At 59.7% G+C, this 19,062-nt stretch carries 15 protein-coding genes and 1 pseudogene; 6 read left to right on the top strand and 10 right to left on the bottom strand.

Translation table 11 applies throughout. From position 1 onward, the window contains the following. From AC1DQM_RS05865 to AC1DQM_RS05840, 6 genes are all read right to left on the bottom strand, one after another. Positions 1-2,898, bottom strand: coding sequence for a 2Fe-2S iron-sulfur cluster-binding protein (locus AC1DQM_RS05865; RefSeq protein ID WP_138867289.1), 2,898 nt, complete (start codon positions 2,896-2,898; stop codon positions 1-3). Then, the gene (locus AC1DQM_RS05860) at positions 2,895-3,197 is read right to left on the bottom strand and encodes a sarcosine oxidase subunit delta (RefSeq protein WP_138867290.1); all 303 of its coding nucleotides are present in this window, start codon (positions 3,195-3,197) and stop codon (positions 2,895-2,897) included. Before AC1DQM_RS05860 ends, AC1DQM_RS05865 begins: the two co-directional genes overlap by 4 nt. A gap of 13 nt (positions 3,198-3,210) precedes the next feature. Continuing rightward, entirely contained in the window at positions 3,211-4,452 is a 1,242-nt protein-coding gene (locus AC1DQM_RS05855; RefSeq protein ID WP_105341124.1) for an FAD-dependent oxidoreductase, read from the bottom strand. Then, complete coding sequence (gene folD / locus AC1DQM_RS05850; protein ID WP_138867291.1) at positions 4,434-5,339, bottom strand: bifunctional methylenetetrahydrofolate dehydrogenase/methenyltetrahydrofolate cyclohydrolase FolD; 906 nt, start codon at positions 5,337-5,339, stop codon at positions 4,434-4,436. The genes AC1DQM_RS05855 and folD overlap by 19 nt, the downstream gene beginning before the upstream one ends. After that, the gene (gene purU / locus AC1DQM_RS05845) at positions 5,336-6,202 is read right to left on the bottom strand and encodes a formyltetrahydrofolate deformylase (protein ID WP_111454602.1); all 867 of its coding nucleotides are present in this window, start codon (positions 6,200-6,202) and stop codon (positions 5,336-5,338) included. Before purU ends, folD begins: the two co-directional genes overlap by 4 nt. 241 nt (positions 6,203-6,443) lie before the next feature. Next, a complete protein-coding gene (locus AC1DQM_RS05840) occupies positions 6,444-7,049 on the bottom strand; it encodes a helix-turn-helix domain-containing protein (RefSeq protein ID WP_105341121.1) in 606 nt (201 codons plus the stop codon). Between the two features lie 276 nt (positions 7,050-7,325). Here AC1DQM_RS05840 and glnT point away from each other — a divergent pair, with 276 nt between their 5' ends. The 5 genes and pseudogenes from glnT to AC1DQM_RS05815 all read left to right on the top strand — a co-directional run bounded on the left by glnT (position 7,326) and on the right by AC1DQM_RS05815 (position 13,286). Then, a complete protein-coding gene (glnT, locus tag AC1DQM_RS05835) occupies positions 7,326-8,660 on the top strand; it encodes a type III glutamate--ammonia ligase (RefSeq protein WP_018927697.1) in 1,335 nt (444 codons plus the stop codon). Positions 8,661-8,732: 72 nt separating this feature from the next. Beyond that, the gene (locus AC1DQM_RS05830) at positions 8,733-9,638 is read left to right on the top strand and encodes a class II glutamine amidotransferase (RefSeq protein ID WP_018927698.1); all 906 of its coding nucleotides are present in this window, start codon (positions 8,733-8,735) and stop codon (positions 9,636-9,638) included. Between the two features lie 11 nt (positions 9,639-9,649). Continuing rightward, positions 9,650-10,333, top strand: coding sequence for a GltB/FmdC/FwdC-like GXGXG domain-containing protein (locus AC1DQM_RS05825; RefSeq protein WP_064617109.1), 684 nt, complete (start codon positions 9,650-9,652; stop codon positions 10,331-10,333). 20 nt (positions 10,334-10,353) lie between these two features. After that, positions 10,354-11,694 carry an FMN-binding glutamate synthase family protein gene (locus tag AC1DQM_RS05820; protein WP_018927700.1) on the top strand — a complete coding sequence of 447 codons (1,341 nt, stop codon included), beginning with the start codon at positions 10,354-10,356 and terminating at the stop codon, positions 11,692-11,694. Between the two features lie 267 nt (positions 11,695-11,961). Beyond that, positions 11,962-13,286: pseudogene (locus tag AC1DQM_RS05815) on the top strand (ammonium transporter). Between the two features lie 81 nt (positions 13,287-13,367). On the opposite strand, the gene AC1DQM_RS05810 reads toward AC1DQM_RS05815, so the two are convergent. Beyond that, positions 13,368-14,411 (bottom strand): LLM class flavin-dependent oxidoreductase, encoded by a 1,044-nt coding sequence (locus tag AC1DQM_RS05810; RefSeq protein WP_018927702.1) that lies wholly within the window; start codon positions 14,409-14,411, stop codon positions 13,368-13,370. Between the two features lie 35 nt (positions 14,412-14,446). Next, positions 14,447-14,932, bottom strand: a complete 486-nt coding sequence (locus AC1DQM_RS05805; RefSeq protein ID WP_018927703.1) for a flavin reductase family protein — start codon at positions 14,930-14,932, stop codon at positions 14,447-14,449. A gap of 324 nt (positions 14,933-15,256) precedes the next feature. Here AC1DQM_RS05805 and AC1DQM_RS05800 point away from each other — a divergent pair, with 324 nt between their 5' ends. After that, positions 15,257-16,663, top strand: a complete 1,407-nt coding sequence (locus tag AC1DQM_RS05800) for a purine-cytosine permease family protein (protein ID WP_111454598.1) — start codon at positions 15,257-15,259, stop codon at positions 16,661-16,663. A gap of 49 nt (positions 16,664-16,712) precedes the next feature. Here AC1DQM_RS05800 and AC1DQM_RS05795 read toward each other — a convergent pair whose 3' ends face one another. Together AC1DQM_RS05795 and AC1DQM_RS05790 are read right to left on the bottom strand one after the other, a co-directional pair. After that, positions 16,713-17,684 (bottom strand): TerC family protein, encoded by a 972-nt coding sequence (locus tag AC1DQM_RS05795; protein WP_111454597.1) that lies wholly within the window; start codon positions 17,682-17,684, stop codon positions 16,713-16,715. Between the two features lie 221 nt (positions 17,685-17,905). Then, positions 17,906-19,060 (bottom strand): ABC transporter ATP-binding protein, encoded by a 1,155-nt coding sequence (locus AC1DQM_RS05790; RefSeq protein WP_018927706.1) that lies wholly within the window; start codon positions 19,058-19,060, stop codon positions 17,906-17,908. Positions 19,061-19,062: the final 2 nt, after the last annotated feature.

Genomic DNA, 19,062 nt, shown 5'->3' with positions numbered 1-19,062 from the left:
TCAAAGTTCCTGGCGTTGATTATCGGGATCGAAGAAAGGCAATTTCACCACTTCGGCCTGGACCACGATGCCGCCTTCGACGCGGATCGGAATCCGTTGCCCAGGCGTGCTCTGGTCGATGCCGGCGTAGGCCAGGCCGATGATCTTGCCCAGAGAGGCGGAATATTCGCAGGAGGTGACGTTGCCGCTGATGTCCGGGCCGTTGAGCACCAGATGGCCTTCCAGTGGTTGTGGGCTGCCCTTGGGCAAGGTGAAACCGACCAGTTTGCGTTTCAGCGGCTGGGCTTCGAGGATGTCCACCGAGCGGCGACCGACGAAGAATGGTTTGGTGCGACTGACCGCCCAGCCCATGTCGATTTCCGCGGGGTGGGTCATGCCGTCAGTGTCCTGACTGATGATCACATGGCCTTTTTCCAGACGTAGCAGGCGTTGGGTTTCCACGCCGAACGGGCGGATGTCATGCACCTTGCCGGCCTCCATCAGCGCGTCCCAGAGCTTGAGTCCGTGGCGCGCCGGGACGTGGATTTCATAGCCCAGTTCGCCGACAAAACCGACCCGCAGCAACCGAGCCTTGATGCCTGCCACCGTGCCCTGGCGCACTCCCAGATAAGGGAACGCTTCGGCACTCAGGTCCAGGTCGCTGCAGACCTGTTCCAGTACCTTGCGCGAGTCGGGGCCGGCGACGTTGACCGCGCAGATAGCCGCGGTGACGTTGGCAACGTCCACGTCAAGGCGCCATTGCGCATTCCACTTGAGCATCTGCTGATAGATTCGGTCGACACCGCTGGTGGTGGCGGTGACGTAGAAATGGTTCTCGGCAAACCGCGCGCAGACGCCGTCGTCGATCACCACCCCGTGCTCATTGGTCATTAGCGCGTAGCGGGAACGGCCGACTGGCTGCTTGAGGAACGCAAAGGTGTACATCCGGTTGAGCAGTTCGGCGGCGTCCGGACCGCGCACATCGAGGCCGCCCAGGGTCGAGACGTCAATGAGGCCAACCTTGTTGCGCACGTGCAGGGCTTCGGCCTGCATGCACGCCTCGCGATCCTTGGCGCTGCCGTAGTAGGCCGGACGTTGCCAGATGCCGGCGGGCATCATCTTCGCCCCGGCTTGCAAATGGCGCGCATGCATCGGCGTTTGCCGATAGGGATCAAAAGCGCGACCGGCGACATGTGCCAGTTTCTCGGCAACAAAGGGCGGCCGAGCGGTGGTCACCCCGGTTTCGCTGATGTTGCGCTGGGTCGCCCAAGCCACCAGACGCGCAGTCGGCAGTGCCGAATGTCGTCCCTGGGACGGGCCCATGCCTACGGTGGAGTAGCGCTTGACCAGTTGCACGTCGCGGTAGCCGATTTTCGTTGCATTGACGATGTCGGCCACTTGCAGATCCTCGTCAAAGTCGACGAAATCCTTGCCCTTGGGATGAGGGAAAATCGGCCAGTTGAAGTTGACCCGAGCTTCGCCGCTGAACGGCGCGCGTTGCGCGCCGACTGTCAGGCCGAGGGCGAGGGCGGCGTCAGTACCGGCATTCACGCCGTCGGCGATCACGTTGTCCAGTTGGTGGCGACCATTGACCGAACCGGCAACGGCGAGGTTCTGTGGCAGGCCATTGAGAGTGAACTCCGCACGCTGGTCGTCATAGGCCAGTTTGCCGCCGGCCTGGCACAGCAGTTGATAGACCGGCATGTAACCGGCTGACATGCACAGCAAATCGCAATCCAGGTGGTGCCCACTGTCGGCGACCTGACCCTGTGCGGTGATCTTGCGCACGTCGACGCCAGTGACATGGCGCATGCCTTTTTCGTACAGGGCTTCGTACACCGTACTGTTGCTCAAACAACGAATTTTGCGCTTGGCCAACGCTTCGGACAGGGCTGCGTCGCCGGGTCCTGTACGGAGGTCCACCAGAGCGGCCACTTCCACGCCTTGATCATGCAGATCGAGGGCGGCGAGATAACCATCATCGTTACCCGTCAGCACCACGGCGCGTTTGCCGGGTTTGACCGCATACAGCTTCATCAGCCGTTGCGCGGCGCTGGTCAGCATCACGCCCGGCAGGTCGTTGTTGCGAAAGATCACCGGTTGGTCGAAAGAGCCGCTGCACACCAGGCACTGGCGGGCACGCACCTTGTACAGGCGCTTGCCCTGAATCACCGGCAGGTAGTTGTCGGTGAACCAGGCGTTGCAGGTAGCTTCTGTGAGTATCTGGATGTTGGCGTGCTGTTGCACCGCAGCGAGCAATTCGCGGCGTAGGTTTTCTGCTCTTTTACCTTCGATATCGAAGCGGGCATAGGTCAGCGAGCCGCCGAGAATTGGCTGCTGCTCGATGAGTAGAACCTTGGCTCCGGCATTCGCTGCAGTGAGGGCCGCGTACAGGCCGGCGGGTCCTGCGCCGATCACCGCCAGATCGGTGAACAGATATGCTTTGTCGTAATACTCGGGCTGGAAGGTCAGGTCGAGCACGCCGAGGCCAGCCTTTTTGCGAATGATCGGTTCCCAGACCTTCCACATGCCTTTGGGTTTGTAGAACGAGCGGTAGTAGAACCCCACTGGCATGAATTTGGAAAACTTGCCCAGGTAAGCATCGCGGTCATTGTCCAGCGAGCCATTGACGTTCTGCGCCGTGACTTGCAAGCCGGCGGACAAAGCGTGTGCATCGGCCAGGACGTTAGGTTCTTCGGGCAGTTGCACCAGACTGTTGGCGTCTTGGCCGGCCATGGTCAGCGGGCCACGCGGGCGATGGTATTTGAACGAACGGGAAATCAGGAAGCGTCCGTTGGCCAACAAGGCGCTGGCGATGCTGTCGCCTTGCAAGCCCTGATAACGGTCGCCGTCGAAACTGAAATCCAGCGGCTGATCGCGGTTAATCAGCAGGCCCATGGGGGCGGGTAGGCGGTTCATCCTGCGATCTCCTTGGCAATTGCGCTGAACTCGACACGGGTGCTGAACAGTTCTTTAGGGTCGAAGGTGTGCAGGATTTCATCGCTGACGGTGTGACGTTCTGCCAGAAACCAGTAGCTGGACGGTGTATGCATCCACCATTCGCGCACCACGCCGGCGAGGTTGTCGGTGTTGAACACGTAGTCGGCCCATTCGGCATCGCTGCAATTAACTGGGTCGGGCATTGGCTTGAACTCACCGCCATAGGTGAACTCGCTGATGTTGCGCGGCCCGTTGAGCGGGCAATTCATGATTTTCATCGTCTGCTCTCCGTCAGTGGCTGGCCGCCGTGGCGCCCATTTCGTTGACTTGCTGGAAGGTCGAAAAGCGTTCGAGACCAAAGGGCTTGATCAACTCCGGCACCTTGCCGCCGCTGGCGACCAACTCGGCCATGGTCTTGCCGCAGATCGGCGTAGCTTTGAAGCCCCAGGTGCCCCAGCCAGCGTCGAGGTAGTAGTTCTTCACCGGCGACAGGCCCATGATCGGGCTGTAATCCGGGGTCATGTCAGTAATGCCGGCCCATTGGCGCATCAGCTTGGCGTTGGCCAGGAACGGGAACATCTCGATGGCGTGGGCCAGCAAGCTTTCCTTGAGGTCCAGGGTCGACCGAGTGTTGAACAATGGATAGGGATCGGAGCCGCCGCCGAACACCACTTCGCCACGACTGGTTTGCTGCACGTAGCAGTGCAGGGCGGAGGAGCTCACCAGCGGGTCGAGAAACGGCTTGAACGGCTGCGTGACCATCGCTTGCAGCGGGAAGGTCTGGATCGGCGAACGAATCCCGGCCTTGGCCATCAGCAAGGAACTGTGCCCGGCAATCGCCTGCACCGCGCAACCACATTTAATCGTGCCGCGGTTGGTTTTGACGGCGGTGATCGCGCCGTTCTCGATGATCAGGTCCTGGACTTCGGTGAGCTGATGGATTTCCACCCCGCGCTTGGCCGCCTGTTTGGCGTACCCCCAGGCCACGGCGTCGTGGCGTGCGGTGGCGCCGTCGATGTGCCAGAGCCCGGCGAGCACCGGCAAGTGGCCGGGATCGAGGTTGAGACTGGGCACCAGCTCGCGGATCTGCTGGCGGTCGATCATCTCGGTACGGCCGCCGAAGTGTTTGTTGACCTCGGCGCGCTGACGGAACGAACGCACCGTGGCATCGGTGTGGGCCAGGGTCAGTTGGCCGCGCTCGGAGTACATGATGTTGAAATCGAACTCGTTGGACAGCCCCTGAAACATTCGCACCGACTCGGCATAAAAGCGTACGCCCTCACTGGTCAGGTAGTTGGAGCGGATCACTGCAGTGTTGCGAGCCGTGTTGCCGCCGCCCAGATAGGACTTTTCCAGCACCGCGATGTTGGTGATGCCGTGGTACTTGGCCAGGTAATAAGCGGTGGCCAGGCCATGGCCGCCAGCACCGATGATCACCACGTCATAGCTCGGCTTGAGTTCCTTCGGTGGCGGCAAATCCACTTCCACCGGGTACTCCGAACTCAGCCCGTACTTCAATAGATTGAATGGCATAGGGCCTCCGATTGGCTGCGTAGGGCCTGGTGTTGCGCAACGGCTGCGCTGACGGTGTTTTTCATCAGAAAGGCGATGGTCATCGGGCCGACACCACCGGGTACCGGGGTGATCGCCGCGACGTGGGGCAGAGCACTGTCGAAGTCGACGTCGCCCACCAGACGGCTGCGACCATCGTCGTCGATGCGATTGATGCCGACGTCGATCACCACCGCGCCGGGCTTGAGCCAGCCGGCATCGATCAGCCGCGGCCGACCCACGGCGGCAATGACGATGTCGGCCTGACGGCACAGGGCTTGCGCATCGCGACTGCGCGAATGCAGCACAGTCACCGAGCAGTCAGCCTTGAGCAGCAGCGCGGCCATGGGCTTGCCGACGATGTTCGAGCGACCAACCACCACCGCATGCTTGCCGCGCAGGTCGCCGCAGGTTTGCTCCAGCAAATACAGGCAGCCGCTGGGGGTGCAGGGCGCAAGCACGGTGCGACCCTGGCTGAGTCCGCCGACGTTCTGGCTATGAAAACCGTCGACGTCCTTGTCCGGGTCGATGGCCTCCAGTGCACGTAATTCGTCGATATGCGCCGGTAACGGCAGTTGCAAGAGAATGCCGTTGATCGAGTGGTCGGCATTCAGGCAGGCAATCAAATTGAGTAGCTGTTCGGTGCTGGTGTCCGTAGACAACCGGTGCTCCACGGAGCGGATACCGACCTCTTCGGTGCGCAGGATTTTGTTGCGCACGTAGACCTGGCTGGCCGGGTCGCTGCCCACCAGAATTACGGCCAGTGCCGGTTGAATGTCTTGCTCGCGCAGGCTGTCCACGTCCTCGCGGACCTGTGCCAACACACGGGCGGCGGCGGCTTTGCCGTCAATCAGTCGGGGCGCGTTCACCGGAAGATCACCGTTCTGTCCTGGTTGAGGAAAACCCGGTGTTCCAGGTGGTACTTGACCGCTTTGGACAGGGCCACGGTTTCGGTGTCACGCCCGGTAGCCACCAAATCGTCGGGCAGATAGACGTGATCGACGCGCTGCACTTCCTGCTCGATGATCGGCCCCTCGTCGAGGTCGCTGGTGACGTAATGCGCCGTGGCGCCGATCAGTTTCACACCACGCTGGTAGGCCTGGTGATAGGGCTTCGCGCCTTTGAACCCGGGCAGGAACGAATGGTGGATGTTGATCGCCCGGCCCGAGAGTTGCTTGCACAAATCGTCGGAGAGGATTTGCATGTAGCGCGCCAGCACCACCAGTTCGGTGCGAGTGTCGTCGACGATCTTCATCAACTCGGTTTCTTGTTGCACCTTAGTGTCTTTGGTGACTGGCAGGTAGATGAAGCGAATGCCCTCGCGTTCGGCCATGGGCCGCAGGTCGAGGTGGTTGGAGACGATGGCGGTGATGGTCATGTCCATCTCGCCCTTGTGGTAGCGGTAGAGCAGGTCGGTCAGGCAGTGGTCGAACTTGCTGACCATCAGCAGTACGCGCATCGGTTCACGGGTATCGTGCAATTCCCAGGTCATGTCGAACGCTTGGGCGACGTCGGCGAAACCATCCTTGATCTGCTGAATATCGCCCTGGTGGCCGTCGTTGAAACGGAACACCGCGCGCATGAAAAAACGGCCGCTGAAGTCGTCGTCGAATTGCGCCATCTCCCCGATGTAGCAACCGTTGTCCGCCAGGTAGGTGGTGACGGCAGCGACAATGCCAGACACCGCGGGACAGGTGATCTTGATAATGAAATGGTTTTTTTCGTGTTGCATGACACGTCCTCGGGATGATGGCGGCAGCTCATCGCATAGCGAAAAAAATCATCAGCGGACAGCAGGCTCATCCATGAGCGCATTTTCTTGTGGGGAATAATATATTCCTGTTGGTGGCTTTATAGGGGAATGGCCGCGTGGCGTCCAGATCTTTTGTGAAAGTTTTTTAACTGGCAGGAAAAAGCGTGAGGTCGGCATGAGCCGACCCCAAGGCATCTGAAAAGCGAGGGAGAGGGGGGCGTTACTCTTTGTCGTTGCCGTAATTCATGATCGACAGCATACGGATCGGCACCTGCACCAGTTGCTCGGGGCCATGGGGAATTTCCCCTTCGAAGGTCAGGCTGTCGCCGGCTTCCATGCGGTACAGCTGATTGCCGTGGCGATAAATCAGTTCGCCTTCCAGCAAGTGCAGGAATTCGGTGCCCGGGTGGGAGAAGGTCGGAAACTCTTCACTCGCGTCATCCATGCTCACCATGTACGCCTCGAAACTCTTCTTCGGCCCACGGGTGTGATTGAGCAGATGGTAGGTGTGACCTTTCTCGGTCCCTCGCCGAACCACTTCCATCCCCTGATCAGCCTTGACCAACAACGCGCTGCCATCTTGCTGGTCGTATTCGCTGAACAATTTCGACAACGGCAGGCCCAGCACGTCGCACAGACGGCTCAGGGTATCGAGGCTGGTGGACACCTGGGCGTTTTCGATCTTGCTCAGCATGCCCTGGCTGATATCGGCGATCTTGGCTACATCGGACAGTTTCAGATCCTGCGCCTGGCGTTGGCGCTTGATCTGCAAACCCAGGTATTGCTCAAGCTTGAGGCGCGGGGCGGTTTCGGTCGGCATAGTCATCAGATCCTGCACACTTTCCGTTCGGTAATATTAGTTTCGCACTGAGAAAGTGCAAATCGCGGCGCTCAGCTCGCATCCATTGGGCGGTATTCCCACTGGGAAAAGAATTTTCCCATATATACAGCACAAAAGCGCTTTTCTCGGCGAATCAACGCTTCACTCGCGAATCTGGCAAGGGCCTTGCATTCCTAGTGGGAAACTAACTTTCTTTTTAGGAATAAAAAGTCAGTCAAGGCCCATCCACAATGTTTTGCCTTTCGCGAGGAGTGACGAGCAATGTTGCCAGCAGAAACCCAGCGCATCATCGACAAGCACGGGATCAAGTATGTGCTTGCGCAGTTTGTGGATATACACGGGGCGGCCAAAACCAAGTCGGTGCCCATCTGTGGGCTCAAGGCTGTTGCCGAGGAAGGAGCGGGGTTTGCCGGGTTCGCGATCAGCGGCATGGGCATGGAACCTCACGGCCCGGACTTTATGGCCCGTGGCGATCTGTCGACGCTGACGGCAGTGCCCTGGCAACCGGGTTACGGGCGGGTGGTGTGCATCGGCCACGTCGACGGCAAGCCCCATCCCTATGACAGCCGTTATGTGCTGCAGCAACAAGTGCAACGCCTGGAAGAAAAGGGTTGGACCCTCAACACTGGTCTGGAGCCCGAGTTCAACCTGATGCGCCGCGACGAGCAGGGCAAGCTGCAACTGGTCGACCTCAGCGACAACCTGGACAAGCCTTGCTACGACTACAAAGGCCTGTCGCGCTCCCGGGTGTTTCTTGAACGCCTGACGGAAGCTTTGCAGGCGGTGGATTTCGAGGTCTATCAAATCGACCATGAGGACGCCAACGGCCAGTTCGAAATCAACTACACCTACAGCGACGCCATGACCTCGGCGGACCGCTTCACCTTCTTCCGCATGGCCGCCGGCGAGATTGCCAATGACCTGGACATGATCTGCTCGTTCATGCCCAAACCAGACCCGAAACGTGCCGGCAACGGCATGCACTTTCACCTGTCGATCAGCAGCGCCGAGAACAAGAACCTGTTCCATGACGCCAGCGACCCGAGCGGCATGGGCCTGTCGAAAATGGCTTATCACTTCGCCGCCGGTCTGCTGGCCCACGGCCCGGCGCTATGTGCCTTCGCCGCGCCGACGGTCAACTCCTACAAGCGTCTGGTGGTGGGCAACTCGTTGTCCGGCGCGACCTGGGCGCCGGCCTTTATTGCCTTCGGCGCAAACAACCGTTCGGCGATGGTGCGGGTGCCTTACGGCCGCCTCGAATTCCGCCTGCCGGACGCCGGTTGCAATCCCTATCTGGTCAGCGCCGCGATCATTGCGGCCGGCCTGGATGGCGTCGACCGTCAGCTGGAAATCGACCAGGTTTGCAATGAAAACCTCTACAGCCTGAGCCTGGAGCAGATCGCTGCACGGGGCATCAAGACTTTGCCGCAATCGCTCAAGGAAGCCTGCGATGCGCTGGAAGCCGACCCGTTGTTCGCCGAGGTGCTGGGTCCGCAGATCGTCGGCGAGTTCATCAAGCTCAAGCGCATGGAGTGGGTGGAATACAGCCGCCACGTCTCCGACTGGGAAATCCAGCGCTACACCGAATTTTTCTAACACTGAGTTGTGACAACCATTCGGGCACCCGGCATGGCGTCGAGTGTTCACTGCCTCCGAAGGAGACTTGATATGTGTGGAATCGTAGGTCTTTATCTGAAAAATCCACAGCTGGAATCTCAGCTCGGCCAGCTGTTTGAACCCATGTTGCAGGCCATGACCGATCGTGGCCCGGACAGTGCCGGCTTCGCCATTTACGGCGATGAAGTCGCCGATGGCTGGGTCAAGCTGACCCTGCAGGCGACCACCGAAGGCTTCGACTGGACAACCCTGATGGGTGAGCTGGAAGGGCGCCTCGGCTGCTCGCTGGACTGGTTCCAGAACGCCAACGCCGCCGTGCTCAAGGTCAATGCCGAAGAGGCGCCGGTACGCTTGGCCCTCGCTGAGCTGGCGCCGAGCGTACGCATTATGAGCGCTGGACAAAGCATCGAAATCCTTAAGGGTATGGGCTTGCCCCAGGAGATTTCCCAACGCTTTGGCCTGGCCGGCATGAAGGGCAGCCACATCATCGGCCACACCCGGATGGCCACCGAAAGCGCGGTGACCATGGAAGGCAGCCACCCGTTCTCCACCGGCGCCGACCTGTGCCTGGTGCACAACGGCTCGCTGTCCAACCACTTCCGCCTGCGTCAGGAACTTAAGCGCGAAGGCATTCACTTCGAGACCGACAACGACACCGAAGTCGCCGCCGGCTACCTGACCTGGCGCCTGCAACAGGGCGACTCGCTGAAGGAGGCACTGGATCATTCGCTGGAGGATCTGGACGGCTTCTTCACCTTCGCCATCGGTACCCGTAACGGTTTTGCGGTGATCCGCGATCCGATCGCCTGCAAGCCGGCGATCCTCGCCGAGACGGAGGACTACGTCGCTATGGCTTCCGAATACCAGGCGCTGTCGAGCCTGCCGGGGATCGAACACGCGAGGGTCTGGGAACCGGCACCGGCCACTATGTACATCTGGGAACGCGAGTCAGCTTAAGGGGCGCACACATGAAAACCATCGATCTTTCCATTGCCACCGTGCGCGACCTCAACCAGGCGCTGCACGACCAGGTCAACAACGTTGAAGACCGCGAATGGGTGGTGACTCATTCGAACGGCAAGCACAACCTCGCGGTCGGGGTGAACCAGGCCGTGTCCATCGAGATCCAGGGCCACGCCGGTTACTACTGCGCCGGCATGAATCAAAAGGCTTCGATCACCGTCCACGGCAATGTCGGTGTCGGTTGCGCCGAGAACATGATGTCCGGCTACGTCCGGGTCAAAGGTAGCGCCTCTCAGGCGGCCGGTGCCACGGCCCATGGCGGGCTGCTGGTGATTGAAGGTGATGCTGGTGCGCGTTGCGGGATTTCCATGAAGGGTATCGACATCGTGGTCGGCGGCAGCATTGGCCATATGAGTTGTTTCATGGGCCAGGCGGGACGCCTGGTGGTGTGCGGCGATGCCGGCGATGCACTGGGTGATTCGTTATACGAGACCCATATTTACGTGAAGGGTAGCGTCGCATCTCTGGGTTCGGACTGCGTCGAAAAAGAGATGCGCGCCGAACACTTGGAGGAGCTGCAAGTCCTGCTGAACCGTGCCGGTTTCGAGCATAAGGCGACTGACTTCAAGCGCTATGGCTCGGCCCGTCAGTTGTACAACTTCAAAGTCGATAACGCATCCGCGTACTGATCCGCGCGAGGAGAATAGACATGAGCGACCCTACTACCCAAAAAGCAGGCACTCCAGTGTTGCGTGAGTCCGCGACCTTCGACCGCCTGACCATTCAGGAAATACAGCGTGCCGCTGAAACCGGCATCTATGACATTCGCGGCGGTGGCACCAAGCGCAAGCTGCCGCACTTCGATGACTTGTTGCTGCTGGGCGCCAGCGTTTCACGCTACCCGCTGGAAGGTTATCGGGAGAAGTGCGGCACCGATGTGATCCTCGGCAACCGCTTCGCCAAGAAGCCGATCCACCTGAAGATTCCGGTAACCATTGCCGGCATGAGTTTCGGTGCGTTGTCGGCCAATGCCAAGGAGGCGCTGGGCCGTGGCGCGACCATCGCCGGCACCAGCACCACTACCGGTGACGGTGGCATGACCCCGGAAGAACGCGGTCAATCCCAGCATTTGGTTTATCAGTATTTGCCATCGCGCTACGGCATGAACCCGGACGACCTGCGTAAAGCCGACGCCATCGAAATCGTCCTGGGCCAGGGCGCCAAACCCGGTGGCGGCGGCATGCTGCTGGGCATGAAAGTCACCGAGCGGGTGGCCGGCATGCGCACGTTGCCGATCGGTGTCGATCAGCGCAGCGCCTGCCGTCACCCGGACTGGACCGGCCCGGATGACCTGGCGATCAAAATTGCCGAGATCCGTGAAATCACGGATTGGGAAAAACCGATCTACGTGAAAATCGGCGCGAGCCGGCCGTACTACGACGTCAAATTGGCGGTGAAGGCAGGCGCGGATGTGATTGTCCTTGACGGCATGCAGGGCGGCACCGCGGCGACTCAGGAAGTGTTTATCGAACACGTGGGGATTCCGATTCTGCCGGCCATCCCGCAAGCGGTACAGGCTTTGCAGGAGATGGGCATGCATCGCAAGGTGCAGTTGATCGTGTCGGGTGGTATTCGCAACGGCGCCGATGTGGCCAAGGCGATGGCGCTGGGCGCGGATGCGGTGGCCATCGGCACGGCGGCGCTGATTGCCTTGGGTGATAACCATCCACGCCTGGACGAGGAACTGAAGAAAATCGGCTCGGCCGCCGGTTTCTACGACGACTGGCAGAACGGCCGCGACCCGGCGGGGATCACTACCCAGGATCCGGAGCTGTCCAAACGTCTGGATCCAGTGGAAGGCGGTCGGCGTTTGGCCAACTACCTGCGGGTATTGGTACTGGAGGCGCAGACCATGGCCCGGGCGTGTGGCAAGTCGCACTTGCATAACCTCGATCCCGAGGATTTGGTGGCATTGACGGTGGAGTCGGCCGCCATGGCGCGGGTGCCGTTGGCGGGGACCAACTGGGTTCCGGGCTCGGGTGGTTATTGAAACCGGTGAGATAACCTGTGGCGAGGGGGCAAGCCCCAATGAAAGTAGGAACGTGGCTAGCCTGCGAAGAACGATGACGCGTAATACGTGAAAAAACGCGGTGCATTCTTCGCGGGCAAGCCAGGCTCCTACAGGTTCTGCGCCTCGCCACAAACGTCGGTTGGCCTGCAGGCTCGCCCAACGATCAAGAGGTCTCCCAAGAGACCCGTACGCACTTACTTTGCTCACTGCCCGACACTTCCCATTTCTTTTGCAGGAGCTTTGAACATGGTCAATCGTCTTCTCGGCAAGTCCCTTTTCGGCCTACTGGCTGCCGGCGCGCTCGTGCCGCTGGCACAGGCAGCCGATGCTCCCACGTTGAACACCGGCAGCACGGCCTGGATGGTCACCGCCGCCGTGCTGGTGTTGTTCATGTGTCTGCCAGGCCTTGCGTTGTTTTACGGCGGCCTGGTGCGGGCAAAAAACATGCTGTCGTTGTTTACCCAGTGCTTCGGCATCGCCGGCCTGGTGGGGGTGCTGTGGGTGATTTATGGCTACAGCATGGTGGTCGACAGCACCGGCATGGTCGAGGGACAGGTGACGTTCAACAGTTTTGTCGGTGGATTGAGCCGGGCCTTTCTGGCGGGCATGACACCGGAAAGCCTTGTCGGTGAAATTCCGGAAGGGGTGTTCGTGACCTTCCAGATGACCTTCGCCATCATCACCCCGGCGCTGATCGCCGGGGCATTCGCCGAACGCATGAAGTTCTCGGCGGCGCTGCTGTTCATGGCGCTGTGGTTCACCCTCGTGTACGCCCCGGTAGCGCACATGGTCTGGGGTGGTTCGGGGGCCTTGATGCATAACTGGGGCGTCCTCGACTTTGCCGGTGGCACCGCGGTACATATCAATGCGGGTGTTGCAGCGCTGGCGGCGTGCCTGATCCTGGGCAAACGCAAGGGTTACCAAAACGAGCCAATGCCGGCGCATAACTTGAGCCTGACCATGGCCGGTGCGGCCATGCTCTGGGTCGGCTGGTTCGGCTTCAACATCGGCTCTGGCGGCGGTCTGAATGGCACCTCCGGCATCGTCATGCTCAACACCCAGCTGGGCGCTTGCGCCGGGATTCTCGGCTGGATGTTCACCGAGTGGTTCAAGGTCGGCAAACCGAGTGCTTTGGGCCTGGCCAGTGGGGCTTTGGCCGGTCTGGTGGGCATCACGCCGGCGTGCGCCTATGTCGGCGTTGGAGGTGCGTTGGCTATTGGTCTGCTGTGCGGGGTGTTCTGCTACTTGAGCGTCACCGTGCTGAAACGTCGCTTCGGTTATGACGACAGTCTCGACGTGTTCGGCTTGCACGGTATCGGCGGGATGATTGGCGCGATCCTGACCGGAGTATTCTGCATACCATCTCTGGGCGGGCTGGTGGAGGGCGTGACCCTGGGAGGACAAGTCTGGGCGCAGATAAAAGCGTTGCGCTGACCACGGTCTATTGCTTCGTGGTGAGCTGGGTCATTCTCAAACTCGTCAATGTCCTTGTCGGCTTACGGGCTGATGAATCGGTGGAGGAGATGGGGCTGGATCTGGCCGAGCACAACGAGCGTGCCTACAACCATTGAGGTCTGGCGCGGACAGCAAAACGCCGGCATGAGCCGGCGTTTGGCTTACCTGGGTTTTATCGCAAAGCCTGATAGGTGGACTCAGCGAAACGCTGGTACCACCTGCTTGATGAACAGCTCCAGGGATTTTTTCTTCTCTGCGTGGGGCAGACTGTTGTCGCACCAGAAGCTGAACTCATCGACGCCCAGTTCCTGGTAATACTTGATGCGCGGGATGATTTCTTCCGCGGTGCCGATCATCGCTGTTTTGTGCAGGCTTTCCAGTTTGAACTCCGGGCGCTCGGCGAACTTCTCTTCCGGGCTCGGTTCCAGGAAACCGTTGACCGGTGTTGTCTTGTTACCGAACCAAGCATCGAAGGTGCGGTAGAACTTGGAAATCGCCTTGGCCCCGACTTTCCAGCCCTCAGGGTCATCGGCGGCATGCACGTGGGTGTGGCGCAACACCATCAATTGCGGGCGCGGTACGTCCGGGTTGTTGTCCAGGGCGGTCTGAAACTTGTTCTTCAGGTCGAGAACTTCTTCGTCGCCCTTCATCAATGGCGTGACCATCACGTTGCAGCCGTTGGCCACGGCGAAGTTGTGCGAGTCGGGGTCGCGAGCCGCTATCCACATTGGCGGGTTGGGCTTCTGGATCGGCTTGGGCACGCTGGTGGAAGTGGGGAATTTCCAGATCTCGCCGTCGTGGGCGTAGTCGCCTTGCCACAGGGCGCGCACCACCGGGACCATTTCCCGCAGCGCCTGACCGCCGGACGAGGCAGGCATGCCGCCGGCCATGCGGTCGAATTCGACCTGGTAGGCGCCACGGGCCAGGCCGACTTCCATGCGACCGTTACTGATCACGTCCAGCAGCGCACATTCGCCCGCTACCCGCAGAGGGTGCCAGAACGGCGCGATGATGGTGCCGGCGCCCAGGTGAATGGTGGTGGTCTTGGCGGCCAGATACGCCAGCAGCGGCATCGGGCTTGGCGAGATGGTGTATTCCATGGCGTGGTGTTCGCCGATCCACACAGTGCTGAAGCCACCGGCCTCGGCCATCAGGGTCAGTTCGGTCAGTTCTTCGAACAACTGACGGTGGCTGACGCTTTCGTCCCAACGTTCCATGTGTACGAACAGGGAAAATTTCATGACGCTACCTCTAATCTTTGTAATTGGCTGTCGGTTCAGGCGAGGACGGGCAGGGCGCCCATCTTGCCGTGGCAGTACACCAGTGGGCCGGCGGTGTGCTGCGGCACTATCAGGTTCTTCACGGCGCCGACCATGATCGCGTGGTCGCCGCCTTCATATTCGCGCCACAACTCGCACTCGATGACGGCCGTGGCGTTGGCCAGGATCGGATTGCCCAGTTCGCTCAACGTCCATTCGATCCCTTGCGCCTTGTCCTTGCCTTTGCGGGCGAAAGCATAGGCTTCGCTTTGCTGGCCGCCGGAAAGGACGTGGATGGCAAAGCGTTTGTTCTTGATCAATACGGGATAGGAATCGGAACTGTAGTTGGGGCAGAACAGCACCAGGGCCGGGTCCATCGACAGCGAGCTGAATGCGCTGGCGGTGAGGCCGACGATTTGTCCATCGTCATCCAGCGTGGTGATGACCGTCACCCCGGACGGGAACGAGCCCATGACTTGTTTGTAGATGGCGGCATCGATCATTGGAGGGTCCTCGGGTGCTGTGAGGTGGTTTTTATGAATTTATAGGTCTGATGGTATACCGTAATACATAGTTTGCAAGGGCTTTTTATTTTTGCCGATAAACGCATTTCGAGGGCTTATAACCCAATGTTTTCGGGGTTTGTGGCGCGAATTTGAGTACTGAAGACCCCAGAAGGTGCAGATCAGATTACCGGTAAAGTATCGGATCAGCCTTGTGAAAAGGTTGGAATACCATAATATGGTTCGCATCTGGAGGGCTGCCAAGCCGCACCCCCGGTTTGGCTTCGTACAACTATAAGATCAGACAAACTCGAGTTCATGCACATGTCCCAGATGTCCCGGCAAGACCCGTTGATCGAGAATCACACGGTCGATTACGTCCCTCTCGCGGAACGCCATGGGAAGGCCCGCGACCTGTTCACTTTATGGTTCAGCACCAACATCGCACCGTTGCCGATCGTGACGGGGGCGATGGTGGTTCAGGTGTTTCACCTCGACCTGTTCTGGGGGCTGCTGGCGATTGCCCTCGGGCATATGCTCGGCGGACTGGTGATCGCCCTTGCATCAGCCCAGGGCCCGCGTATGGGCATTCCGCAGATGGTCCAGAGCCGTGGCCAGTTCGGCCGTTATGGCGCGTTGTTGATTGTGTTTTTCGCCGCGCTGATCTACATCGGCTTCTTTATTTCCAACATCGTGTTGGCCGGCAAGTCAATCGTCGGCATCGCGCCTGCGGTTCCGGTGCCGGCGAGCATCCTGATCGGTGCCCTTGGCGCCACCGCGATCGGCGTGATCGGGTACAACTTCATCCACACCCTCAACCGCATCGGTACTTGGGTGATGGGCAGCGCATTGCTTGCCGGGTTCATTTACATCTTCGCCCATGATTTGCCATCGGATTTCCTGACTCGCGGCAGCTTCAACCTCTCCGGCTGGCTGGCCACGGTATCGCTGGGGATCATCTGGCAGATCAGTTTCTCGCCTTATGTATCGGACTATTCCCGTTACCTGCCGGCGGATATCGGCATCGCCAAACCGTTCTGGGCCACTTACATGGGTGCGACCCTGGGCACCATTCTGTCGTTTAGCTTCGGCGCGGTGGCGGTGCTGGCGACCCCGGAAGGTACCGAAGCGATGGCCGCGGTGAAGCAATCCACCGGCTGGCTCGGACCGATCCTGATGGTGCTGTTTTTGCTCAACATCATCAGCCACAACGCCTTGAATCTGTATGGCGCGGTGCTGTCGATCATCACTTCGATCCAGACCTTCGCCAGCCAGTGGACGCCGAGCATCAAGCTGCGGGTGGTGTTGTCGAGCGGGGTGCTGGCCGGTTGCTGTGTTATTGCGCTGGGCGCTTCGGCGGATTTCATCTCGCAGTTCATCGGTTTGATCCTGGCGCTGTTGCTGGTACTGGTGCCGTGGGCTTCGATCAATCTGATCGACTTCTATGTGATCAAGCGCGGCCGCTACGACATCGCGTCGATCTTCCGGGCTGACGGCGGGATTTATGGACGCTTCAATCTGCATGCGATCGTTGCGTATTTCATCGGGATCATCGTGCAGCTGCCGTTTGCCAATACATCGTTGTATGTCGGGCCGTATGCCAATATGGTCGAGGGGGCGGATCTTTCGTGGCTGGTGGGGTTGGTGGTGACGTGTCCGCTTTATTATTGCCTGGCGACGCGTGGGCAAACCCGGCAGAGCAGGGCGGCGCAGCTGGGCTATGCCGACTGACAATGTAGGGCATCAAGCCTGTAGAAGCTGCCGCAGCCCGCATCAGCTTCTACAGGGATCGCATTCGATCCTCCTTGCGACTCATGATCAGGCTCAACAGCACCGAAGTCAGGATGATCCCGCCGACAACGGCCAGTGACCATTCAACTGGCATGTGAAGCCACGGCATCAGCGTCATCTTGGTGCCGATGAACACCAATACGGTCGCCAAACCGTATTTGAGCAAGTGAAAGCGGTCAGCCATGTCGGCCAGCAGGAAATACAACGCCCGCAAACCCATGATCGCGAAGATGTTCGATGTGAACACAATGAATGGATCGGTGGTGACGGCGAAGATCGCCGGGATGCTGTCGATCGCAAACACCAGGTCGCTGGCTTCGATCAGCACCAGTACCAGAAACATCGGCGTCGCCCAGTGCCGACCGTCTTGCACCACAAAAAAATGCTCGCCATGAAGCCCGTTGGTAACGCGCAGATGGCCGCGTATCCAGCGCAATAAGGGGTTTTTATCGAGGTCAGGCCGGTGACCGGCGAATACCAGCATTTTGATCCCGGTGATGATCAGGAATACACCGAACACATACAGCACCCACGCGAACTGCGACACCAGCCACACGCCGGCGAGAATCATCGCCCCGCGCATCACGATTGCCCCGAGCACACCGTACAGCAGCACTCGGCGCTGCAGCTCCGGCGGCACGGCGAAGTAGCCGAAAATCATTACGAAGATGAACATGTTGTCGATCGATAGCGACTGCTCGATCAGATACCCCGTGAGGAATTCCAGCATTTTGCGCTGGGCGATCTCGGGTCCGAACTCGCCATTCAAGTACCACCGGAGCAATCCCGCGAAGGCCAGCGCCAGCGCGCACCAGGCAATGACCCAGCACGATGCTTCACGCACCGACACCCGATGTGCCTTGCGCCCGCCGAAGACAAACAGATCCAGAGTCAGCATGGCCAGGACGAAGGCGATGAAGGCGACCCACATCCAGGGTTCGCCGATGTTCATAGGCTGCATGTCGTTCTCCCTGTCTGGACGTGTTCTGGAGCCGACAGGTTCATGCTAGCGGGGGAATTGCGAGGAAGAAAAATCGATTATTCCTTATCGATAGTTCGTTATTTACGAAGTGTCGCGGATGATCACCAATCCTCGGCATAAAAAAGGGTCACCGCAGCCCGACGCTGTGGTGACCCGAGGGTGATACGCGAAAATCGGACCCACCTTGGTGGGCCTTTGCATCAGTGAGCGCCAGCGGCTTTGTTCAGATCACTTTCAGCCCATTCGGTATAAACGCAAGCGTCTGCCGTCGCCCAGCGCACGCGCACCGGGTCGCCCGCCTTGAGTGGCATGCCGGCCGCAGAGAGGGCCTTGACGGTCATCGACGTGCCGCCCGAGGTCACTACGCTGCAGGTCTGGCTTTCGCCAAGGAACAGCACTTCCACCACCTTGGCCGAGACTTCATTCCAGCCCGCCGCCAATGGTTCTTGACTCGCTTGTTCGACACTCAGGGCCAGGGCTTTTTCCGGACGCACCATCAGCAATACATCCTGATCGGTTTGCAAACCGGCTGTCAGGCGAATCGACAACGACTGGCCTTCAAACGAAGCCACCGCATTGCCCTGAGCCTTGAGTTTGAGGAAATTCGAGTTGCCGAGGAACGAAGCGACAAACGCATTCGGCGGATTCTGGTACAGGTCATAACCGCTGCCCAGGCCCACGATCTTGCCATGGCTGAAGATCGCGATGCGCTGAGACAAACGCATGGCTTCTTCCTGATCGTGGGTCACGTAGATAATGGTGATACCGAGTCGCCGATGCAGTTGGCGCAGTTCGTCCTGCAAGTCTTCGCGCAGCTTTTTATCCAGCGCGCCGAGGGGTTCGTCCATCAGCAAGATGCGTGGCTCATAGACCAGCGCGCGAGCGATCGCTACCCGTTGTTGCTGACCACCGGAGAGTTGTGAAGGGCGGCGATGGGCAAACTGCTCAAGCTGTACCAGTTTGAGCATGGCATCGACCCGGCGCTCGCGTTCGGCGGGGGCCAGTTTGCGGATCGACAACGGGAACGCGATGTTGTCGCGCACCGACAGGTGTGGGAATAGCGAATAACGCTGGAACACCATGCCGATGTCGCGCTTGTGCGGCGGCACGTTGACCAGCGATTGACCGTTGACCAGGATCTCGCCGCTGCTCGGGGTTTCGAAGCCGGCGAGCATCGACAAGGTGGTGCTTTTGCCGGAGCCGCTGGAGCCGAGGAAGGTGAGGAATTCACCGTCCTTGATGTCCAGCGAGATGTTGTCCACGGCGGCGAAGTCGCCGTAGTACTTGTTCAGGTTGCGCAGGCTGACCAGTGGTTTGTCGTGCTGCTGCGCGGAATCTTTGATGACGGCACTCATGT

The organism is Pseudomonas sp. 01L34 (genome assembly GCF_056400265.1).
This window is presented reverse-complemented; position numbering and strand designations above follow the sequence as displayed.